The sequence below is a fragment of the Chryseobacterium sp. Y16C genome (assembly GCF_022488405.1).
In the GTDB taxonomy this organism is placed as follows: domain Bacteria; phylum Bacteroidota; class Bacteroidia; order Flavobacteriales; family Weeksellaceae; genus Chryseobacterium; species Chryseobacterium geocarposphaerae.
The window spans coordinates 43,970-58,894 of the sequence record NZ_CP092711.1 but is presented as its reverse complement, the minus strand read 5'-3'; the positions used below and the strand labels follow the sequence as shown (position 1 = coordinate 58,894).

At 33.9% G+C, this 14,925-nt stretch carries 15 protein-coding genes; 8 read left to right on the top strand and 7 right to left on the bottom strand.

Annotation, left to right across the window (positions count from 1 at the left end):
• Window positions 1-44 precede the first annotated feature (44 nt).
• From MKS83_RS00235 to MKS83_RS00220, 4 genes are all read right to left on the bottom strand, one after another.
• On the bottom strand, window positions 45-497 hold the full coding sequence (locus tag MKS83_RS00235; protein WP_240581443.1) for an adenylyltransferase/cytidyltransferase family protein: 453 nt from the start codon (window positions 495-497) through the stop codon (window positions 45-47).
• A gap of 82 nt (window positions 498-579) precedes the next feature.
• Entirely contained in the window at window positions 580-1,599 is a 1,020-nt protein-coding gene (galE, locus tag MKS83_RS00230; protein WP_240581442.1) for a UDP-glucose 4-epimerase GalE, read from the bottom strand.
• 14 nt (window positions 1,600-1,613) lie between these two features.
• Complete coding sequence (locus MKS83_RS00225; RefSeq protein WP_240581441.1) at window positions 1,614-2,054, bottom strand: hypothetical protein; 441 nt, start codon at window positions 2,052-2,054, stop codon at window positions 1,614-1,616.
• Between the two features lies 1 nt (window position 2,055).
• Window positions 2,056-3,180, bottom strand: coding sequence for a DegT/DnrJ/EryC1/StrS family aminotransferase (locus tag MKS83_RS00220; RefSeq protein WP_240581440.1), 1,125 nt, complete (start codon window positions 3,178-3,180; stop codon window positions 2,056-2,058).
• A 168-nt stretch (window positions 3,181-3,348) separates the two neighbouring features.
• Here MKS83_RS00220 and MKS83_RS00215 point away from each other — a divergent pair, with 168 nt between their 5' ends.
• Entirely contained in the window at window positions 3,349-4,953 is a 1,605-nt protein-coding gene (locus MKS83_RS00215; protein WP_240581439.1) for a S8/S53 family peptidase, read from the top strand.
• A 28-nt stretch (window positions 4,954-4,981) separates the two neighbouring features.
• On the opposite strand, the gene MKS83_RS00210 is transcribed toward MKS83_RS00215, so the two are convergent.
• Complete coding sequence (locus MKS83_RS00210) at window positions 4,982-5,896, bottom strand: hypothetical protein (protein ID WP_240581438.1); 915 nt, start codon at window positions 5,894-5,896, stop codon at window positions 4,982-4,984.
• Window positions 5,897-5,980: 84 nt separating this feature from the next.
• Window positions 5,981-8,515: a phosphoenolpyruvate carboxylase gene (locus tag MKS83_RS00205; RefSeq protein ID WP_240581437.1), complete on the bottom strand. Its 2,535-nt coding sequence runs from the start codon at window positions 8,513-8,515 to the stop codon at window positions 5,981-5,983.
• A 140-nt stretch (window positions 8,516-8,655) separates the two neighbouring features.
• Here MKS83_RS00205 and MKS83_RS00200 point away from each other — a divergent pair, with 140 nt between their 5' ends.
• The 7 genes from MKS83_RS00200 to MKS83_RS00170 all read left to right on the top strand — a co-directional run bounded on the left by MKS83_RS00200 (window position 8,656) and on the right by MKS83_RS00170 (window position 13,490).
• The gene (locus tag MKS83_RS00200) at window positions 8,656-9,060 is read left to right on the top strand and encodes a hypothetical protein (RefSeq protein WP_240581436.1); all 405 of its coding nucleotides are present in this window, start codon (window positions 8,656-8,658) and stop codon (window positions 9,058-9,060) included.
• Between the two features lie 32 nt (window positions 9,061-9,092).
• Entirely contained in the window at window positions 9,093-9,668 is a 576-nt protein-coding gene (locus MKS83_RS00195; protein ID WP_240581435.1) for a hypothetical protein, read from the top strand.
• Window positions 9,669-9,762: 94 nt separating this feature from the next.
• Window positions 9,763-10,236, top strand: a complete 474-nt coding sequence (locus MKS83_RS00190; protein WP_240581434.1) for a WG repeat-containing protein — start codon at window positions 9,763-9,765, stop codon at window positions 10,234-10,236.
• A gap of 95 nt (window positions 10,237-10,331) precedes the next feature.
• Entirely contained in the window at window positions 10,332-11,495 is a 1,164-nt protein-coding gene (locus MKS83_RS00185; RefSeq protein ID WP_240581433.1) for an iron-containing alcohol dehydrogenase, read from the top strand.
• Window positions 11,496-11,671: 176 nt separating this feature from the next.
• Window positions 11,672-12,133: a lipocalin family protein gene (locus MKS83_RS00180; RefSeq protein WP_240581432.1), complete on the top strand. Its 462-nt coding sequence runs from the start codon at window positions 11,672-11,674 to the stop codon at window positions 12,131-12,133.
• Window positions 12,134-12,198: 65 nt separating this feature from the next.
• Window positions 12,199-12,852 (top strand): GDSL-type esterase/lipase family protein, encoded by a 654-nt coding sequence (locus tag MKS83_RS00175; RefSeq protein ID WP_240581431.1) that lies wholly within the window; start codon window positions 12,199-12,201, stop codon window positions 12,850-12,852.
• Window positions 12,853-13,058: 206 nt separating this feature from the next.
• On the top strand, window positions 13,059-13,490 hold the full coding sequence (locus MKS83_RS00170) for a lipocalin family protein (protein ID WP_100375098.1): 432 nt from the start codon (window positions 13,059-13,061) through the stop codon (window positions 13,488-13,490).
• 35 nt (window positions 13,491-13,525) lie between these two features.
• Here MKS83_RS00170 and MKS83_RS00165 read toward each other — a convergent pair whose 3' ends face one another.
• A complete protein-coding gene (locus MKS83_RS00165) occupies window positions 13,526-14,878 on the bottom strand; it encodes a DEAD/DEAH box helicase (protein WP_240581430.1) in 1,353 nt (450 codons plus the stop codon).
• Between the last annotated feature and the right edge of the window lie 47 nt (window positions 14,879-14,925).

Here is a 14,925-nt window from a genome sequence, read left to right as displayed (position 1 = left end):
GTATATAACACAAAAAATCCCGAAAGTAATACTTTCGGGATTTTTTATTTGCTTATTTCTTTATTTGATAATTTCAGCTTTTCAGCTTCAAAAATTCTTTTTCTTAAATCGCTCGATGAAAACCTGTGATCTCTTTTATTGTAAAAGATCTCAATTCCCTTTTCTTCACAGTATTTTTTCCCGGTAAAATCTTTGTCCATATAATCGTCACCGATGATTCTTACATCTATTACAAATGACTTCAGAATATCTTCTAAATCCTCTTCCGTATAATAAGGAATGATCTCATCAACTGCATTCACTGCTTTTAGCTGAATATACCTTTCTACGATAGTCTGGGTAGGCTTATTTTTGCTGGGCCTGTCATGTGAAGGATCAATTTGTAGCCCTACAATAAGGTAATCACATACCGTTTTGGCTTCTTCCAACATTTTTATGTGACCCGCATGAAGCAAATCAAAGGAAGAAAATGTAATGCCTATTCTTTCTGTTTTCATAATTTCTATTTAAAATTTCGCTGATAAAGATTCTTTAATATATAACCCTTATTTTGCTAAAGTAGCATTTAATTTTTAAAAATTATCTTCTTGAATTTAAATATTTTTGCCATTCCCAGGTCGTTTTCAAAGCATCTTCTAAAGTCGTCTCTGATTTCCAATTAAGCTCCTTTTCTGCTTTATCGGCATTGGCATAAGCAATTGTAATATCACCTTCCCTTCTTGGACAAATCTGATATGGAACTTTCACATTATTCGCTGTTTCAAAAGCTTTTACTACTTCCAATACAGAAGACCCTTTTCCTGTACCCAAATTATAAATATCAATTACCGCTTCTTCAGATTGATTCTCCAATAACCTTTTCAGGGCCGCGACATGGGCTTTTGCCAGATCAACAACATAAATATAATCTCTCACTGCAGTTCCATCTTCAGTCGGATAGTCATCTCCCCAAACATTTAGCTTTTCTCTTATTCCGGCAGCGGTTTGCATTACATAAGGAACAAGATTATTCGGAACTCCAATCGGAAGTTCACCGATTTTTGCTGACGGATGGGCTCCGATCGGGTTAAAATATCTCAATAAAGAAATTTTTCGCTGGTATGCTTTGGCAAAATCAGTCAAAATCTCTTCTCCCATTTGTTTCGTTTTCCCGTAAACACTTTCCGGCATTTTTAGCGGCGTATTTTCGTCAATCGGCATTTGATCTGCCTGCCCGTAAACTGTACAAGAAGAACTGAAAATAAAGTTTGAAATTCCTCTTTCTTTAAATTCCTGCAAAATATTAATTAATGAAAATAAATTATTCTCATAATAATCTACTGGCTTCTCCTGACTCTCTCCTACTGCTTTATAAGCTGCAAAATTGATACAGCCATCAATTTGATGGGCTTCAAAAACCTGATTCAGCAATTCTTTTCTTTTTAAATCGAAAGGATAGAAAACAGGCTTCTTTCCTGTAATTTCTTCAATATTTTTTAAGATAAATTTCTCCGAGTTTGATAAATCATCTATAATAACAACTTCAAAATTGTTATTTAATAATTCTACAACCGTGTGTGAACCTATGTACCCTAATCCTCCTGTGACAAGTATTGCCATTTTAATAATATTTTTTATTCTTTGTGTTTTCCTATTTCTTCTATTTCTAATGGAATAATACTCCCCTTAAACTTATATTTTTGAATTATAAAAAGTAAGCCAAATAATATAAAATAAATTGCCGGCATAAGAGTGTAATCTAAAATATCTCCGCCAAAATCTTTTATAATGAAAATCGATTCAAATATTCCGTAAGAAAAAATTATCAATATTAAAATTAATGTGATTGAAAAAGTTAAAATGGAGCTTCCACTTTTCTTAATCAATAAAAATAAAGATAGTGCAGACAATGCTCCTATCAAAAAAATCAATATTGAATAAATGAAATCTTTTGTGTTTAAAAATGAATTTGTAATAACTCTTGTATAAAAAGCAAATCCAAATAAAGTTGCAAAAACTCCATTTATTAAAAGAGCAATCCAATAAACTAGCTTATATTGAAAAACTTTTTTCATTTTATCCCATAAATTCCAGCACAGCATCCGTAATATACTTCAGCTGCTCATCATCAAGTTCTGTATGCATGGGTAAAGAAATCACCTGATCTAAAAGCTTATCTGTATTTACGAAATCTGCGTCGTTACTTTCCTGATAGTAAGCTTTTTGTTTTCTCAATGCTACAGGATAATAGATCATGGCAGGAATCTCTTTTTCCGTCAAGAATTTTTGCAGTTCATTACGTTTGCCATTCAGAATTCTCAATGTATACTGGTGGAAAACGTGGGTAGAATCTTCTGCTCTTTTCGGAGTCAGAATATTAGGATGATTGGCAAAAGCTTCATCATAAAAATCGGCTGCTTTTCTTCTTGACTCATTATAGGAATCTAAATGAGGAAGTTTTTTTCTTAACACAGCAGCCTGAATACTGTCTAAACGAGAATTTACCCCTACTTCATCATGATAGTATCTTTCGTACATTCCGTGATTGACAATTCCTCTTAAACGGTGCGCCAATTCATCATTATTCGTAAAAATAGCCCCACCATCCCCATAGCAACCTAAGTTTTTAGAAGGGAAGAATGAAGTTGTTCCAACTGTCGACATTGTTCCAGACTTTTTCACTGTTCCGTCTGCAAAAGTATAATCAGCACCAATTGCCTGTGCATTATCTTCAATAACGTATAGATTATTTTCTTCAGCAATTTTCAGAATCTCTTCCATATTGGCACATTGTCCGAAGATATGAACCGGAATGATCGCTTTTGTTCTTGGAGTGATTGCTTTTTTAATGGCTTCCGTTGAAATGGTAAAGGTATCATAATCCACATCTACCAATACCGATTTAAGCTTAAGCAAATGAATCACCTCCACGGTCGCAGCAAAAGTAAAATCTGCCGTGATTACCTCATCACCTTCCTGTAAATCAAGCGCCATCAAAGCAATCTGTAAAGCATCTGTCCCATTTGCACAAGGAATCACATGTTTCACATCTAAATAAGACTCCAATTCATTCTGGAAAGACTTTACTTCAGGACCGTTGATAAAAGCCGCTGAATCCATTACATTTAAAACTGCATTATCTACGTCATTTTTTATTTTGTAATACTGACTTTGCAAGTCAACCATCTGAATCTTTTTCATATATAAATTTTATTTTTTAATTATACATAACCGCTCAAATTCTTAGTATCTGCTTACATAAATTTGTATATCACGATTCTGTAATAATTTATTTCTGTAAAAATAAGGATTTTAATATCCTTTCAAAAATTTTATTGATTTTGTTTTATCTTTATACAAAATAAATGCATGAATAAATTTCTATCTTTTTGTTTTTTAGCAATTTGCTCTTCTTTTTCTGCTCAGACAGAACTTGTTTTTGTTTATTTTAATGATAAACCGAATAAAACTGCATTTTATGCAAATCCGTTATCAGAACTCACTCAAAAATCCCTGAACCGAAGAATCAATCTAGGCATAGCATTAAATGATCAGGACGCTCCCATAGAACAATCTTACATACAAAGCATCCAGAACTTAGGTATTCCTGTGACCGATTATTCCAAATGGTTGAATGGCGTCGCTGTAAACGTTAACCAGGCACAGGTCAATCTGATAAAAACACTTCCGTTTGTATCATCCGTACAAAGCTTTGCTAAAAATTCTTCATTAACTTTAAAAATTCAGAATCAAAATAAATGGAACGGTTTTGAAAAATTCAATAACCTATCTACAATCTTCAATTATGGCTCTGGTTTAGAACAGATTGATCAAATCAATCTTAAGCCACTGCATCTTGCAGGATATACAGGAACAGGTGTTTCTATTGCTATAATTGATACCGGATTTCCTTTCGTAAATACAGGTGCTGCTTTTTCAAGATTATGGGCAAATAGCCAAATAAAAGCCAGCTATGATTTTGTTGCAAAAAACACTGATATTTACAATACAACGCTGAATAATCATGGTTCTGTAGTTTTAGGAGCAATCGGAGGTTACCTTCAGAACAGTTTTGTAGGATCGGCTCCGGATGCAGATTTTTATCTGTACAGAAGTGAGAATACCACAGTGGAAATTCCGGAAGAGGAAATGTACTGGATTGAAGCTGCCGAAGAAGCAGACAGAAAAGGTGTGGATCTGATTACCTCTTCTCTGGGATATTCTGTCTTTGACGATCCTAAATATAACTATTCCTACTCCAATATGAACGGAACGACTTCATTCATTGCAAGAGGTGCTGAAATTGCGGTCAACAAAGGGATATTTGTACTGATTGCAGCCGGTAATTCCGGAGAACAACCATGGCATTATATCACAACACCTGCAGATAATGCAAAAGTTTTCTCAATAGGCTCGGTAGATTCCGCAAATCTATCTTCAGCATTTTCCTCGTATGGACCCAATTCAGCAGGAGTAATCAAACCTGATGCAGCCGCAAGAGGTACCAACTCAACAACAGTAGACAACGGATCTCTCATTACTGTTTCCGGAACTTCTATTGCAACGCCCATTGCTGCGGGTGGAGTTGCCTGTCTTATTCAGGCTTTTTCTACCATGAACAGAGATCTGATGAGAAATAAACTGCGTCAGACCGCTTCTCTATTTCCAAGTTATACCGATCAAATGGGCTTTGGAATTCTTAATTTCGGAAGTTTTTATAATTCGGTTTTAAATACCTCTGAACTGGTCAAGAAAAATTCTATTGCTGTTTTTCCCAATCCTGTTAAAAATATTTTAAATATTGCTTCAGAAAGTGAGGTTATTTCTTTAGAGGTTTATGATCATTTAGGGAGATTAATTACTAAAGTCAACAATCAAAAATCTGTAAAAGTGGAGAGCTTTCCTAAAGAAGTTTATTATCTCAAAATCCAAACGAAGGATAAAGTTTATTATGAGAAATTTATAAAAGAATAATAAAAATTTTAACAGCTCTTTTTGATTGTTATTGATTCAAATGTTTTAAAATCCAATTAACGCATTCTTCAGGGTCCATAATACTCCAAGAGTGAGGATGTCTGAAGCCTTCTGGTCTAACGCCTCTATCGTTCACAATGATTAAGTCTGCGTTCTTATGTCCTTTCAGTTTTAATAGATTCATCATAGCAGTAATACTGATACAATTCGTGTCATACAAATCTCTTCCTCTATTATTCATCTGCCATATAATTGCAGGTTCTGTGTACATTAAAACAGGGATATTCATTAAATATTTAGCGTTTCCACCATCTTTCTCAGTATATAAAAACATTGATTCTTTAATATAATTCTCTTTATTTTTATCAGGATAGCCAAGCGCTTCGATCATTTCTTTTCTAAAACTTTTCGCCTCATTTACAGCAGCCTCTGAAAAATTCCTTTCTATATCACGATTTAACTGATAATACATTTTCTCATAATCTAAAGGAGGATCAAGAGCAAAAACTGAATTTGGAGTGAAGTAAGTATTCTTATCTCTCACCGCTATTTCTGCATATTTTACAGCCAACATTCCTCCATAAGACAAACCACCAATTGAAATTTTATCTTTCGATATTTTATGCTTCTCCACAATATCTTTTGCAATCCTGTCTAAAAATTTTCGTTCAATATCCATTTTAAAATCTCCGTCTTCAAAACCAGGAAAAACCACAATTAAGTTTTTCTCTACTGCTAGTTCATCCAGATAAATCTGATTCATCACTCTTTCTGGACTTTCTCCGCCACCGTGCAGAATAACAATCAATCCAGCAGGTTTACCTTCAGGTACTATTTTATAATAGAAATTTGAAGTGTCTTTGAAAGTAATTTTTTCCGGTTGTTGAGCAAAAGTTGCAATAGAAAAGATAATAAAAAGTGTAGCTAGAAATTTAATGTTCATAAATATTTTAAAAAGGTTAAAAAACTATCCGAAAGTACGGATAGTTTTAATATTGTTCATAATATAATGTGTAGAAAAATTTATTTATGCTGAATTTCTACTTGCATTAATGTTTCCAAACAAGGAACGTGTCACCAATTTTCCATACGCTTCTACATCTCCTTCTCCTTTCTGAATTTTCATTAAAGCATACTGCTGAATACTCAATAATGGAAGGACAATTCTTTCACGGATCTTCACCGATTTTCTTGAAAGCGGATCTTCTTCCTGAAGCATTTTAAAACCAGTTAACTCCAACATAATATTCTTGGAAAGATTATATTCATCAAACAAAATATTCCAGAACGCACCGAATTTCGGATTGTTTTTAATATAATAAGTCAGCGGGAAATATGTTTTATTCATACTCATCATTGAATTCAAAACCAACGTTTTGAAGAAATCCGAACCTTTATATAGTTCTCTTACTTCATCAAACCTTCCCTGCTCCTTCATCTGCTGCATCGCAAAACCGAAACCGAAGAACCCCGGAACATTCTGCTTCAACTGCGACCATGAACCTACAAATGGAATAGCTCTTAAATCTTCAAACTTCAGCTCACTCCCGTTTCCTCTTTTCGAAGGTCGGCTTCCGATATTGGTTTTTCCGTAATAATCCAATGTACTCATTTCCTGAAGATAAGGAACAAACATAGGATGCGCTTTCAGATCTGAATATTTCTGATAACTGATTTCCGCCAGTTCAATGATTAAAGCCCTTTCTTTTTCGGTTAAGTCTTTTTTAGCATTTTTAAAAACATCATTCTCAACGCCGGCTGTCAAAAGCTGCTCAAAATTATATTTCGCCTGCTCTTTATTCCCAAAAATGCTGGTAATGGTTTGTCCCTGAATGGTTAATTCTATTTTATTATTCGCAATCGTTTTGCCTTGTGAAGCATAGAAGTCGTGAGTTTTGCCTCCTCCTCTTGCCGGTGGTCCACCTCTACCATCAAAGAATATTACTTTAATTTCATTTTCTTCAGAAAGTTTCGTTAGCACTTCTTTGGCTTTATAGATTTCCCAGTTCGCTTTTAGATACCCTCCGTCTTTTGTTCCGTCTGAGAAACCAAGCATAATCGTCTGCTGATTTCCTCTTTTCTCCAGATGCTTTTTATAAACCGGGTTCTGATACAATTCAGCCATCACATTTTCAGCATTGGCAAGACCTTCCATGGTTTCGAAAAGCGGAACAATATCCATATTGATTTCTTCATCCTGATAACCACAGATTTTGAAAAATGCGTATACATTCATCACATCTTTTACCGCATCGGAATTGGAGATAATATAACGGTTCATTCCTCTCAATCCATTCAGTTGCTGAATTTCTGCAATCTGAGAAACTGTCAGTAAAGTATCTTTAATAATATCTTCAAAATCATCAGGATTTACTTTTTCCTGGATTTGAATCAATTGATTAAACTTATCCTCATTGTTTGCTTCTATATTCCCGTAAACTTTAGCAAAAACTTCATCGATAACTTTCTGATGAATTCTGCTGTCCTGACGAACATCCAAAGTTGCAAAGTGAGTTCCGAAAATTCTTACGCGATCTCTGAAATTTACCAGTAAGTCAATAAATAACGAATTGTGCTGTTCTACCAGGATCTTTTCAGCTTCATCCAGTCTCTTAATAATATCATCGGATGTAATTTTTTCATTTCTGAAAATCGCAGAATACAACTCATTGCTCAATTTGGTCAAAACATCTGAAACTCCTCTGAAACTTAACCTTCTTCGGACCGTCTTTAAATTATTATAATAAGCCTTTAAAATCGCCGAATGCAGTTCTTCTGCCACTCTTTTCGTCACTTCCGCTGTCACAAAAGGATTTCCATCCCTATCACCTCCCGGCCAGAAACCCAGCTGAATCACATCTTCATGCAAATGAAAATGATCATTACCGAATATTGATTTTATTTTAGTGAAAAGTTCTCCAATAGTATCATAATACACGTATCTCAGGTAATAAATAATACTCAAAGCCTCATCAATAGGAGTTGGTTTTTCTTTGTTCACAAAAGGAGTTTTTCCCAACTGCTGCAGCAACATATCGATATTTGTGATAGAATCTGTCGTAATGGCGTTTCTAAGGTCATGAAGGATTCTCTGCACCGAATTCGGGTAAAACTGTGTCGGATGGGCTGTAAATACAACTTTCACCGCAAAATCTTTCAGTTTCTCTCGGATTTTTTCGAGTTTATGATCCTGTAATGAACGTTCATACATATTGGTTACCGTTCCGTTATCACTTTCAGAGTGAAGGTTCGGAAATGCAGCATCTTCAATGCTATCAAACAGAACAACCTGTCTTTCAATATATTGTATAATTTTAAAAAGCAGTTCGAGTTTCTGCTCTTCGGTCTGCAAATCGGTATGGCTTTTAAAGAATTCTTCAACAATTTCTTCAGGCGTTTTTCCGGCTTCATAGCCGATCTTGCTTTCTTCACAAAGAAACGGAAGCAGCATCCCGATATTCGTCATTTTATCATAAGGCAGGCTCATAAATAATGAATTGTAGATCTGGAACTTATTTTCCACAATCTGCCTGAATTTTTCTGCGCGTTGGTCGTGTATCATATAACAAATGTAGGAGATTTTGTTTTGAATTCAAATCACGTTTAGTTTAAATTTTATGAATATTTTTGCAGGATATATAACGCTAATTTTGATTGCAAAGCATTAATAGTTAATTTTACATTCACACCAATCTATATTCCATGAAAAAGATATTTATATTCTTTGTAATCTCTTTACTTTTCACAGCTTGTGGAGAGGATTGTTATAATCCTCCCCAACCGATCGTTTTTGAGTTCGTTAATTCCAATGATGAAAACCTGATTACCAATGGAAGTCTGGCCTCTTATTCGATTGTAGAAGAAAACCAGACCGCAGTACAGCTGACCAAAACTTCTGATGATAAAATTATTTTAGAAAATGTAGGCGCTTATAATGGCACAAAAAACTATAAATTTAGTTCTAATCTTAAAGTTTTTGATTTTTCTATACAGTCATCAGAATTTAAAGGAGGCTGTGATGGCTATCAGATTAATAAGATAACTTTTACAGGCGTCAAGATAGATGTAACAGATGAAAAAGGATATTATAAAATTATATTCCAGTAATTAAGTGGCACTAATTTATCTTAGAAATACTTATGAGAATTATTTCAATCTTTTCTTTTCTGCTACCTGGTTTGCTGCTCTCCCAAATTACAGTCCCTACTGATTTCAAAAAAATTCCTGAAATCCTGGATAATACAGAGCTGCTTTATCCTTTCATTGTTCCAGAGAAAAAATATGAATATTGGTCTGTATTTCGTAATAATCCGGATCCAGACAAAGCTATCGTTTATGAAAGTCAGGCACCGGAATTTATGACAATTAACGATCCCGCTCCCGAGAAAGGTTTCTTTCAGAAATGTTTAGGTGAAAACTGTTTTTCATACCTTATTGCCTGTGAAAACAGTCAGTCTAAATACTTTTCAACGGAACAGCAATTGAGAAATTTTATTGGCTATGTCGATAATCTTCCGGAAGCTCTCCTGATTGCCCAAACGTATGGCTTTATGCTTGATTCCATCAATATATCCGGAGGCGCTTATAAGATTGAAGATCATTATATTGTAATGTATTTATCAAAACTCAATAAATCTTCTACAAAAGAATCATTTCTGGTCAAGATAAATAGAAAAACAGGAAAACTAGAATCTAAAAGCAAAGGATTTTATTAAAAACATCTGATTATTCTTTAATTCATTAATACTGGTAATTTTATTTTGTCTTTATACGTTTTTTCAATAGTTTCGCTTTACCAATATACAAACTATGAAAAATCAGAACTTCAAAACATCAGCAATTGGGCCATTCTATAAATCGATCCTATTACTATTCGTATTCTTTAGCCACTTCACTTTTGCTCAGTATGAGAAAGTTTATAAATATGATGACTATCACAAAGATTGGGCATTGGTAAAAACATCTTCCGGAACTTTTGGTTTTATTGATAAGCAAAAAAAGCTGATCGTACAGCCTATTTATTCCAAAATTGAAAAATTTGGTATTTTGGATGATAATTTTGCTTTGGTTAAATCGATCTCCGATGGATATGGATTAATTGATCAATCAGGAAAAGAAAGAGTTCCCGCCATCTATTCTAAAATAGAAAAATTTGATGCCATAAAAAAAGATTGTGCTTTGGTTAAATCAAGATCAGATCTTTATGGTTTTGTGGACAGAACCGGAAAAGAAATAATACCTGCTACTTATACTTTAGAAGAAATAAAGACGAAGTTTCAATAGGTATCATTTAAGATGATCATTGGAATTTTAAAACAATCTTAACTTATTTTTGAAAAAGCATTCCGTACATTTGGGTAACAAAAAATGTAAGAACAATGCTTAATTTCGAGTTTAAAAATCCAACAAAAATACTTTTCGGAAAAGGTGAAATTGCTAAAATTTCCAACGAGATTCCTAAAGATGCTAAAATCTTAATGATTTACGGAGGTGGAAGCATCAAAAACAACGGTGTTTACGATCAGGTAAAAGAAGCTTTAAAAAATCACGACCTTTATGAGTTCGGTGGTGTTCCGGCGAACCCTGAATATGAAGTACTGATCAATGCGCTAGACTTTATTAAAGAAAAAAGCATCACCTTCTTATTAGCAGTTGGCGGAGGTTCTGTCATTGACGGAACAAAATTTCTTTCTGCAGCTGCTAATTATGTTGGAGAACCGTGGGAAATCTTAAAAAAACCTGTGAGAACTTTTGAAGGCGAAGGAATGCCTTTCGGAAGCATCTTAACATTACCGGCTACAGGTTCTGAAATGAATTCAGGATACGTGATTTCAAGAAGAGAGACTAATGAAAAATTATCTTCCGGAGGTCCTGGACTTTTCCCGCAATTTTCTGTTTTAGATCCTGAAGTGGTAAGATCTATTCCTAAAAATCAGATTGTGAATGGATTAACAGATGCTTATACTCATGTTTTGGAACAATATATGACCGCTCCTTCTTCTGCAGATTTACAGGAGAGAATTGCTGAAAGTATTTTAATCAGCTTACAGGAAACTGCCCCGAAGGTGTTAGCGGATGATTTTGATTATGAAGCTGCCGGGAACTTTATGTGGTGCTGTACTATGGCTCTTAACGGATTGATCCAAAAAGGAGTGATTACAGACTGGGCAGTACATGCAATGGGACATGAATTAACCGCTTATTTCGGAATTGATCACGCAAGAACTTTAGCGATTATTGCACCTTCCCATTACCGTTATAATTTTGAAACTAAAAAAGGCAAACTGGCTCAATATGCAGAAAGAGTCTGGGGAATCAAAGATGGTAGTACAGAAGAAAAAGCAGAACTAGGAATAAAAAAACTGGAAGAATTCTTTCACAGCCTACATATCCAGACCAAACTTTCAGAATATACGGAAGATTATAAGGGAACAGCCGAAAAAGTAGAAAAAGCTTTTACAGACCGAAACTGGTTAGGTTTAGGAGAATACAAAAAACTTACCCCGCAGGATGCCTACAAGATTGTAGAAATGAGCTATTAATAAAATGTTAGATTTAGAGTTTCAGTTTACAGTTAAAAATTAGGCATGAAACTCTAAACTTTTAACCTTAAACAGATAAATTCATTTTTTTTGCAAACATTCATTTAAAAAACCTTTATTTCATTACTGATATTACAAATTTATTTATATTTTAGCACATTCTTAAATTTGTGATAATGAAAAAACAGCTACTTTTATTTGCCTTTTCAGCCTTGGCGCTTACTTCTTGTAAAGATGACGATATGCAAGCATACGAATTAGATATTCTAAAAGGAGATTGGAAGACAAATAAAACGGAAATTGTATCAGGGAAAGATGGTAAAACTGTTCTTTTAACAACTCCGGTAACCGGATGCAGTACAAAAGACATTACTTATTTCAGTATTGATTATTCTACTTCATATACATATTATAACGGCACCGGTGCAGATTGTAAAGTCGCTGGTAAAAGCGAAGGAAAGTATACTTATGACACAGAAACTAAACTTCTTACCATAAAGTATAATAATAATGGTGACCAACCTTATAGAGTAGAAATCTTATCAAGCTCTGAGCTTAAAATTTTAGATTTATCCACTGATATTGACTATAACGCAGATGGAGTCAATGATCGAGTTTATATGTCATTTAAAAGATAATAATACATAACTCCCGGTTTTTCCGGGAGTTTTTTTATACCTTTATCCTACAAAAATTTAGAACAATGAAGAAGATGTTATCAGCATTCTTATTGCTGACTTTTGCCCTTTTCTTTTCTCAGGAAAAAAAGCCGATGTTTTGGCAAGACATTCAAAATTTCAAAAAACTTGATCAGGAAAATACTCCTCCTGAAAATGCTATTCTTTTGATCGGAAGCTCCTCTTTCACAAAATGGACGGATGTAGCCAATTATTTTCCTACCAAAACTATTATTAACAGAGGTTTTGGAGGTTCCAGACTCACAGATCTTAATTATTATGCAAATGATCTTTTAAATTATCAGCCTAAACAAATCATCATTTATTGCGGGGAAAACGATTTTGCGGATGATGACAAACTAAAAGCAGATGTTGTTGTTGACAGATTCAAAACATTCTATCAGAAAATTCGTCAGAAATTCCCGAAAATAGAAGTAGATTATATTTCGATTAAATATTCGCCAAGCAGAGAGAAACTATGGCCTCAAATGAAGGAAGCCAATAAAAAGATTGCTAAATTCATGAAAAAAGAAAAAAATGCTGATTTCATAGATATTACAAAAGTGATGAACGATTCAAACGGGAATATCAGAAAAGACCTTTTTGTAGAAGATATGCTCCATATGACTCCAGAAGGTTACCGACTTTGGACTTCTGTAATGAATCCTTATATGAAGTAAAACAAATAAGAAATAGGCTATTTTTTTTAAGATTACAAAATAACTAGCCGCTTAATTTCTTTGTGAAAACAATGATGAATAATCATGAATTCACATTTATTGGATGATTTTTTCAACTTTCAATTCAAAAAAACAATATAAAAAACTCTACTTGCACGATATAATAAAAATTCATTTCTTTGTGAACTTTAAAAAAATTAATAACAATGAAAAAAATTTTATTATTAGCTGTAGCTGCAGGTTTCGTTTTTAGTTCTTGTAAGAAAGATGATGATGATCAAAATTTAATAATCGGAACCTGGAAGGTTAACAAATTCAGCTATAAATATGGCAATGGATCTTCTGAAACAGAAATACCGGATGAATGTGCAGCTAAATCGACTATTGTATTCAAAGAAGATGGAGCATTAATCAGCAATGATTATTATAAAACCGGAGGGAATTGTGTTTCCGACAACGATATGGGAACCTATTCTTACAATGAATCAGGAAAAACACTTGCAATGAATTTAGAAGATAATACTATAAACTTTAAAGTATTAAATCTTACCAATTCTGAACTTGCTCTTCAGGGAGAGAATGACGATTATGACGGAGATGGTACGAATGATGAATACATCGTCTATTTAAAAAGATAAAAAGAAAACACTTCCAAATGGAAGTGTTTCTTATTTTATTTCTTTCTCTTAGATTTAGAGATTGCTTTCTGCTGTGCTCTGTTCGCTCCAAACTTCTTAGGCGCTTTTCTTTTCGAAGGTCCACCCCAGTTTTCTTTGGTATTCTTTGCTTTCTTTTCGTGGAAAGCTCCCCCTCCATCATTCAGTTTTACCGGAGCCGGGTTCTTCATGGCAATATGCTCTTCTTCAGACGTAATCTTTTTAGGATTTATTTTTACATCTTCAGGGAAATCGATGAATTTTAAATCTTTATCCATCAATAACTCAATATCAAGAATCAAAGGCTCCTCTTTTTTCGTAACAAAAGTTATCGCTTTACCATCTTTATCTGCTCTACCCGTTCTACCGATTCTGTGAATATATTGTTCCGGAATATCAGGAGTTTCGAAGTTGATCACGTGGGTAATATCTGAGATATCCAAACCTCTAGCCATGACGTCTGTCGTAATCAATCCTCGTATTTCTTCATTCTCAAAACGCTTCATTGCTTTCAATCGGTAGTTTTGAGACTTATTGGAGTGAATGACATCAAACTGCTCGGGAAAAAGCTCATCAATTTTAGTAAATAATAAATCAGCGTGCTTCTTGTTATTGTTGAAAATCAAAACTTTGGACATATCCTCATTGTTTTTCAATAAATTTTCAAGCAAATTGATCTTAGTATTGAAATTTTCAACCTTATAAGCAGTCTGTTCTATTTTCTCAAGCGGTGTTCCTGATTTTGCCAGTGAAATTTCAACAGGGCTTGCAAAATATTCATCTAGCATCTCGTCAACGGCTTCGGTCATGGTTGCAGAGAATAAGATATTCTGTCTTTTCTCTTTCATCATTTCAAAAATATGCGTCAACTGAGGTCTGAATCCTAAATTAAGCATTTCGTCAAACTCATCAATGATCAGTTTCTGAACTTCCTTCAATGAAATGGCATTATCAATAGACAAATCCATTACCCTTCCCGGAGTTCCTACCAAAATATCACAACCATCATTAAACAACAACTTTTGTGTATTGATATTCTTACCTCCGTAAATTCCAATAACTCTTGCAGTAATGTTTTCCGTTAATTTTTCAAGAATTTCTGTAACCTGAACCACCAATTCTCTGGTTGGAACCAGCACTAAAACCGTCGGATTTCCGGATTTATTGTATTTCCAGGTTTTCAAAACCGGTAAAAGATAAGCTAATGTTTTTCCTGTTCCGGTCTGTGCAATTCCCATCACATCACGTCCCGAAAGTATAGGTTTCAAACTTTTTTCCTGAATAGGAGTAGGTTCAAATAATTCTAAATCTGCTAAAACATCAAGAATTTTAACCGGAAGATCAAAATCTGCAAAAGTGAGTTTTTCCATTTTGCAAAGATAGACAATTAATTTTTTAAAGTTTGAAGGGAAGTTTT

Coding starts and splice junctions, on each gene's coding strand:
- MKS83_RS00235 (WP_240581443.1), bottom strand. CDS start 497: ATGAAAACAGAAAGAATAGGCATTACATTTTCTTCCTTTGATTTGCTT.
- MKS83_RS00200 (WP_240581436.1), top strand. CDS start 8,656: ATGAAAAAGATATTTATATTCTTTGTAATCTCTTTACTTTTCACAGCT.
- MKS83_RS00215 (WP_240581439.1), top strand. CDS start 3,349: ATGAATAAATTTCTATCTTTTTGTTTTTTAGCAATTTGCTCTTCTTTT.
- MKS83_RS00180 (WP_240581432.1), top strand. CDS start 11,672: ATGAAAAAACAGCTACTTTTATTTGCCTTTTCAGCCTTGGCGCTTACT.
- MKS83_RS00175 (WP_240581431.1), top strand. CDS start 12,199: ATGAAGAAGATGTTATCAGCATTCTTATTGCTGACTTTTGCCCTTTTC.
- MKS83_RS00190 (WP_240581434.1), top strand. CDS start 9,763: ATGAAAAATCAGAACTTCAAAACATCAGCAATTGGGCCATTCTATAAA.
- MKS83_RS00170 (WP_100375098.1), top strand. CDS start 13,059: ATGAAAAAAATTTTATTATTAGCTGTAGCTGCAGGTTTCGTTTTTAGT.
- MKS83_RS00205 (WP_240581437.1), bottom strand. CDS start 8,515: ATGATACACGACCAACGCGCAGAAAAATTCAGGCAGATTGTGGAAAAT.
- MKS83_RS00220 (WP_240581440.1), bottom strand. CDS start 3,180: ATGAAAAAGATTCAGATGGTTGACTTGCAAAGTCAGTATTACAAAATA.
- galE (WP_240581442.1), bottom strand. CDS start 1,599: ATGGCAATACTTGTCACAGGAGGATTAGGGTACATAGGTTCACACACG.
- MKS83_RS00195 (WP_240581435.1), top strand. CDS start 9,093: ATGAGAATTATTTCAATCTTTTCTTTTCTGCTACCTGGTTTGCTGCTC.
- MKS83_RS00210 (WP_240581438.1), bottom strand. CDS start 5,896: ATGAACATTAAATTTCTAGCTACACTTTTTATTATCTTTTCTATTGCA.
- MKS83_RS00225 (WP_240581441.1), bottom strand. CDS start 2,054: ATGAAAAAAGTTTTTCAATATAAGCTAGTTTATTGGATTGCTCTTTTA.
- MKS83_RS00165 (WP_240581430.1), bottom strand. CDS start 14,878: ATGGAAAAACTCACTTTTGCAGATTTTGATCTTCCGGTTAAAATTCTT.
- MKS83_RS00185 (WP_240581433.1), top strand. CDS start 10,332: ATGCTTAATTTCGAGTTTAAAAATCCAACAAAAATACTTTTCGGAAAA.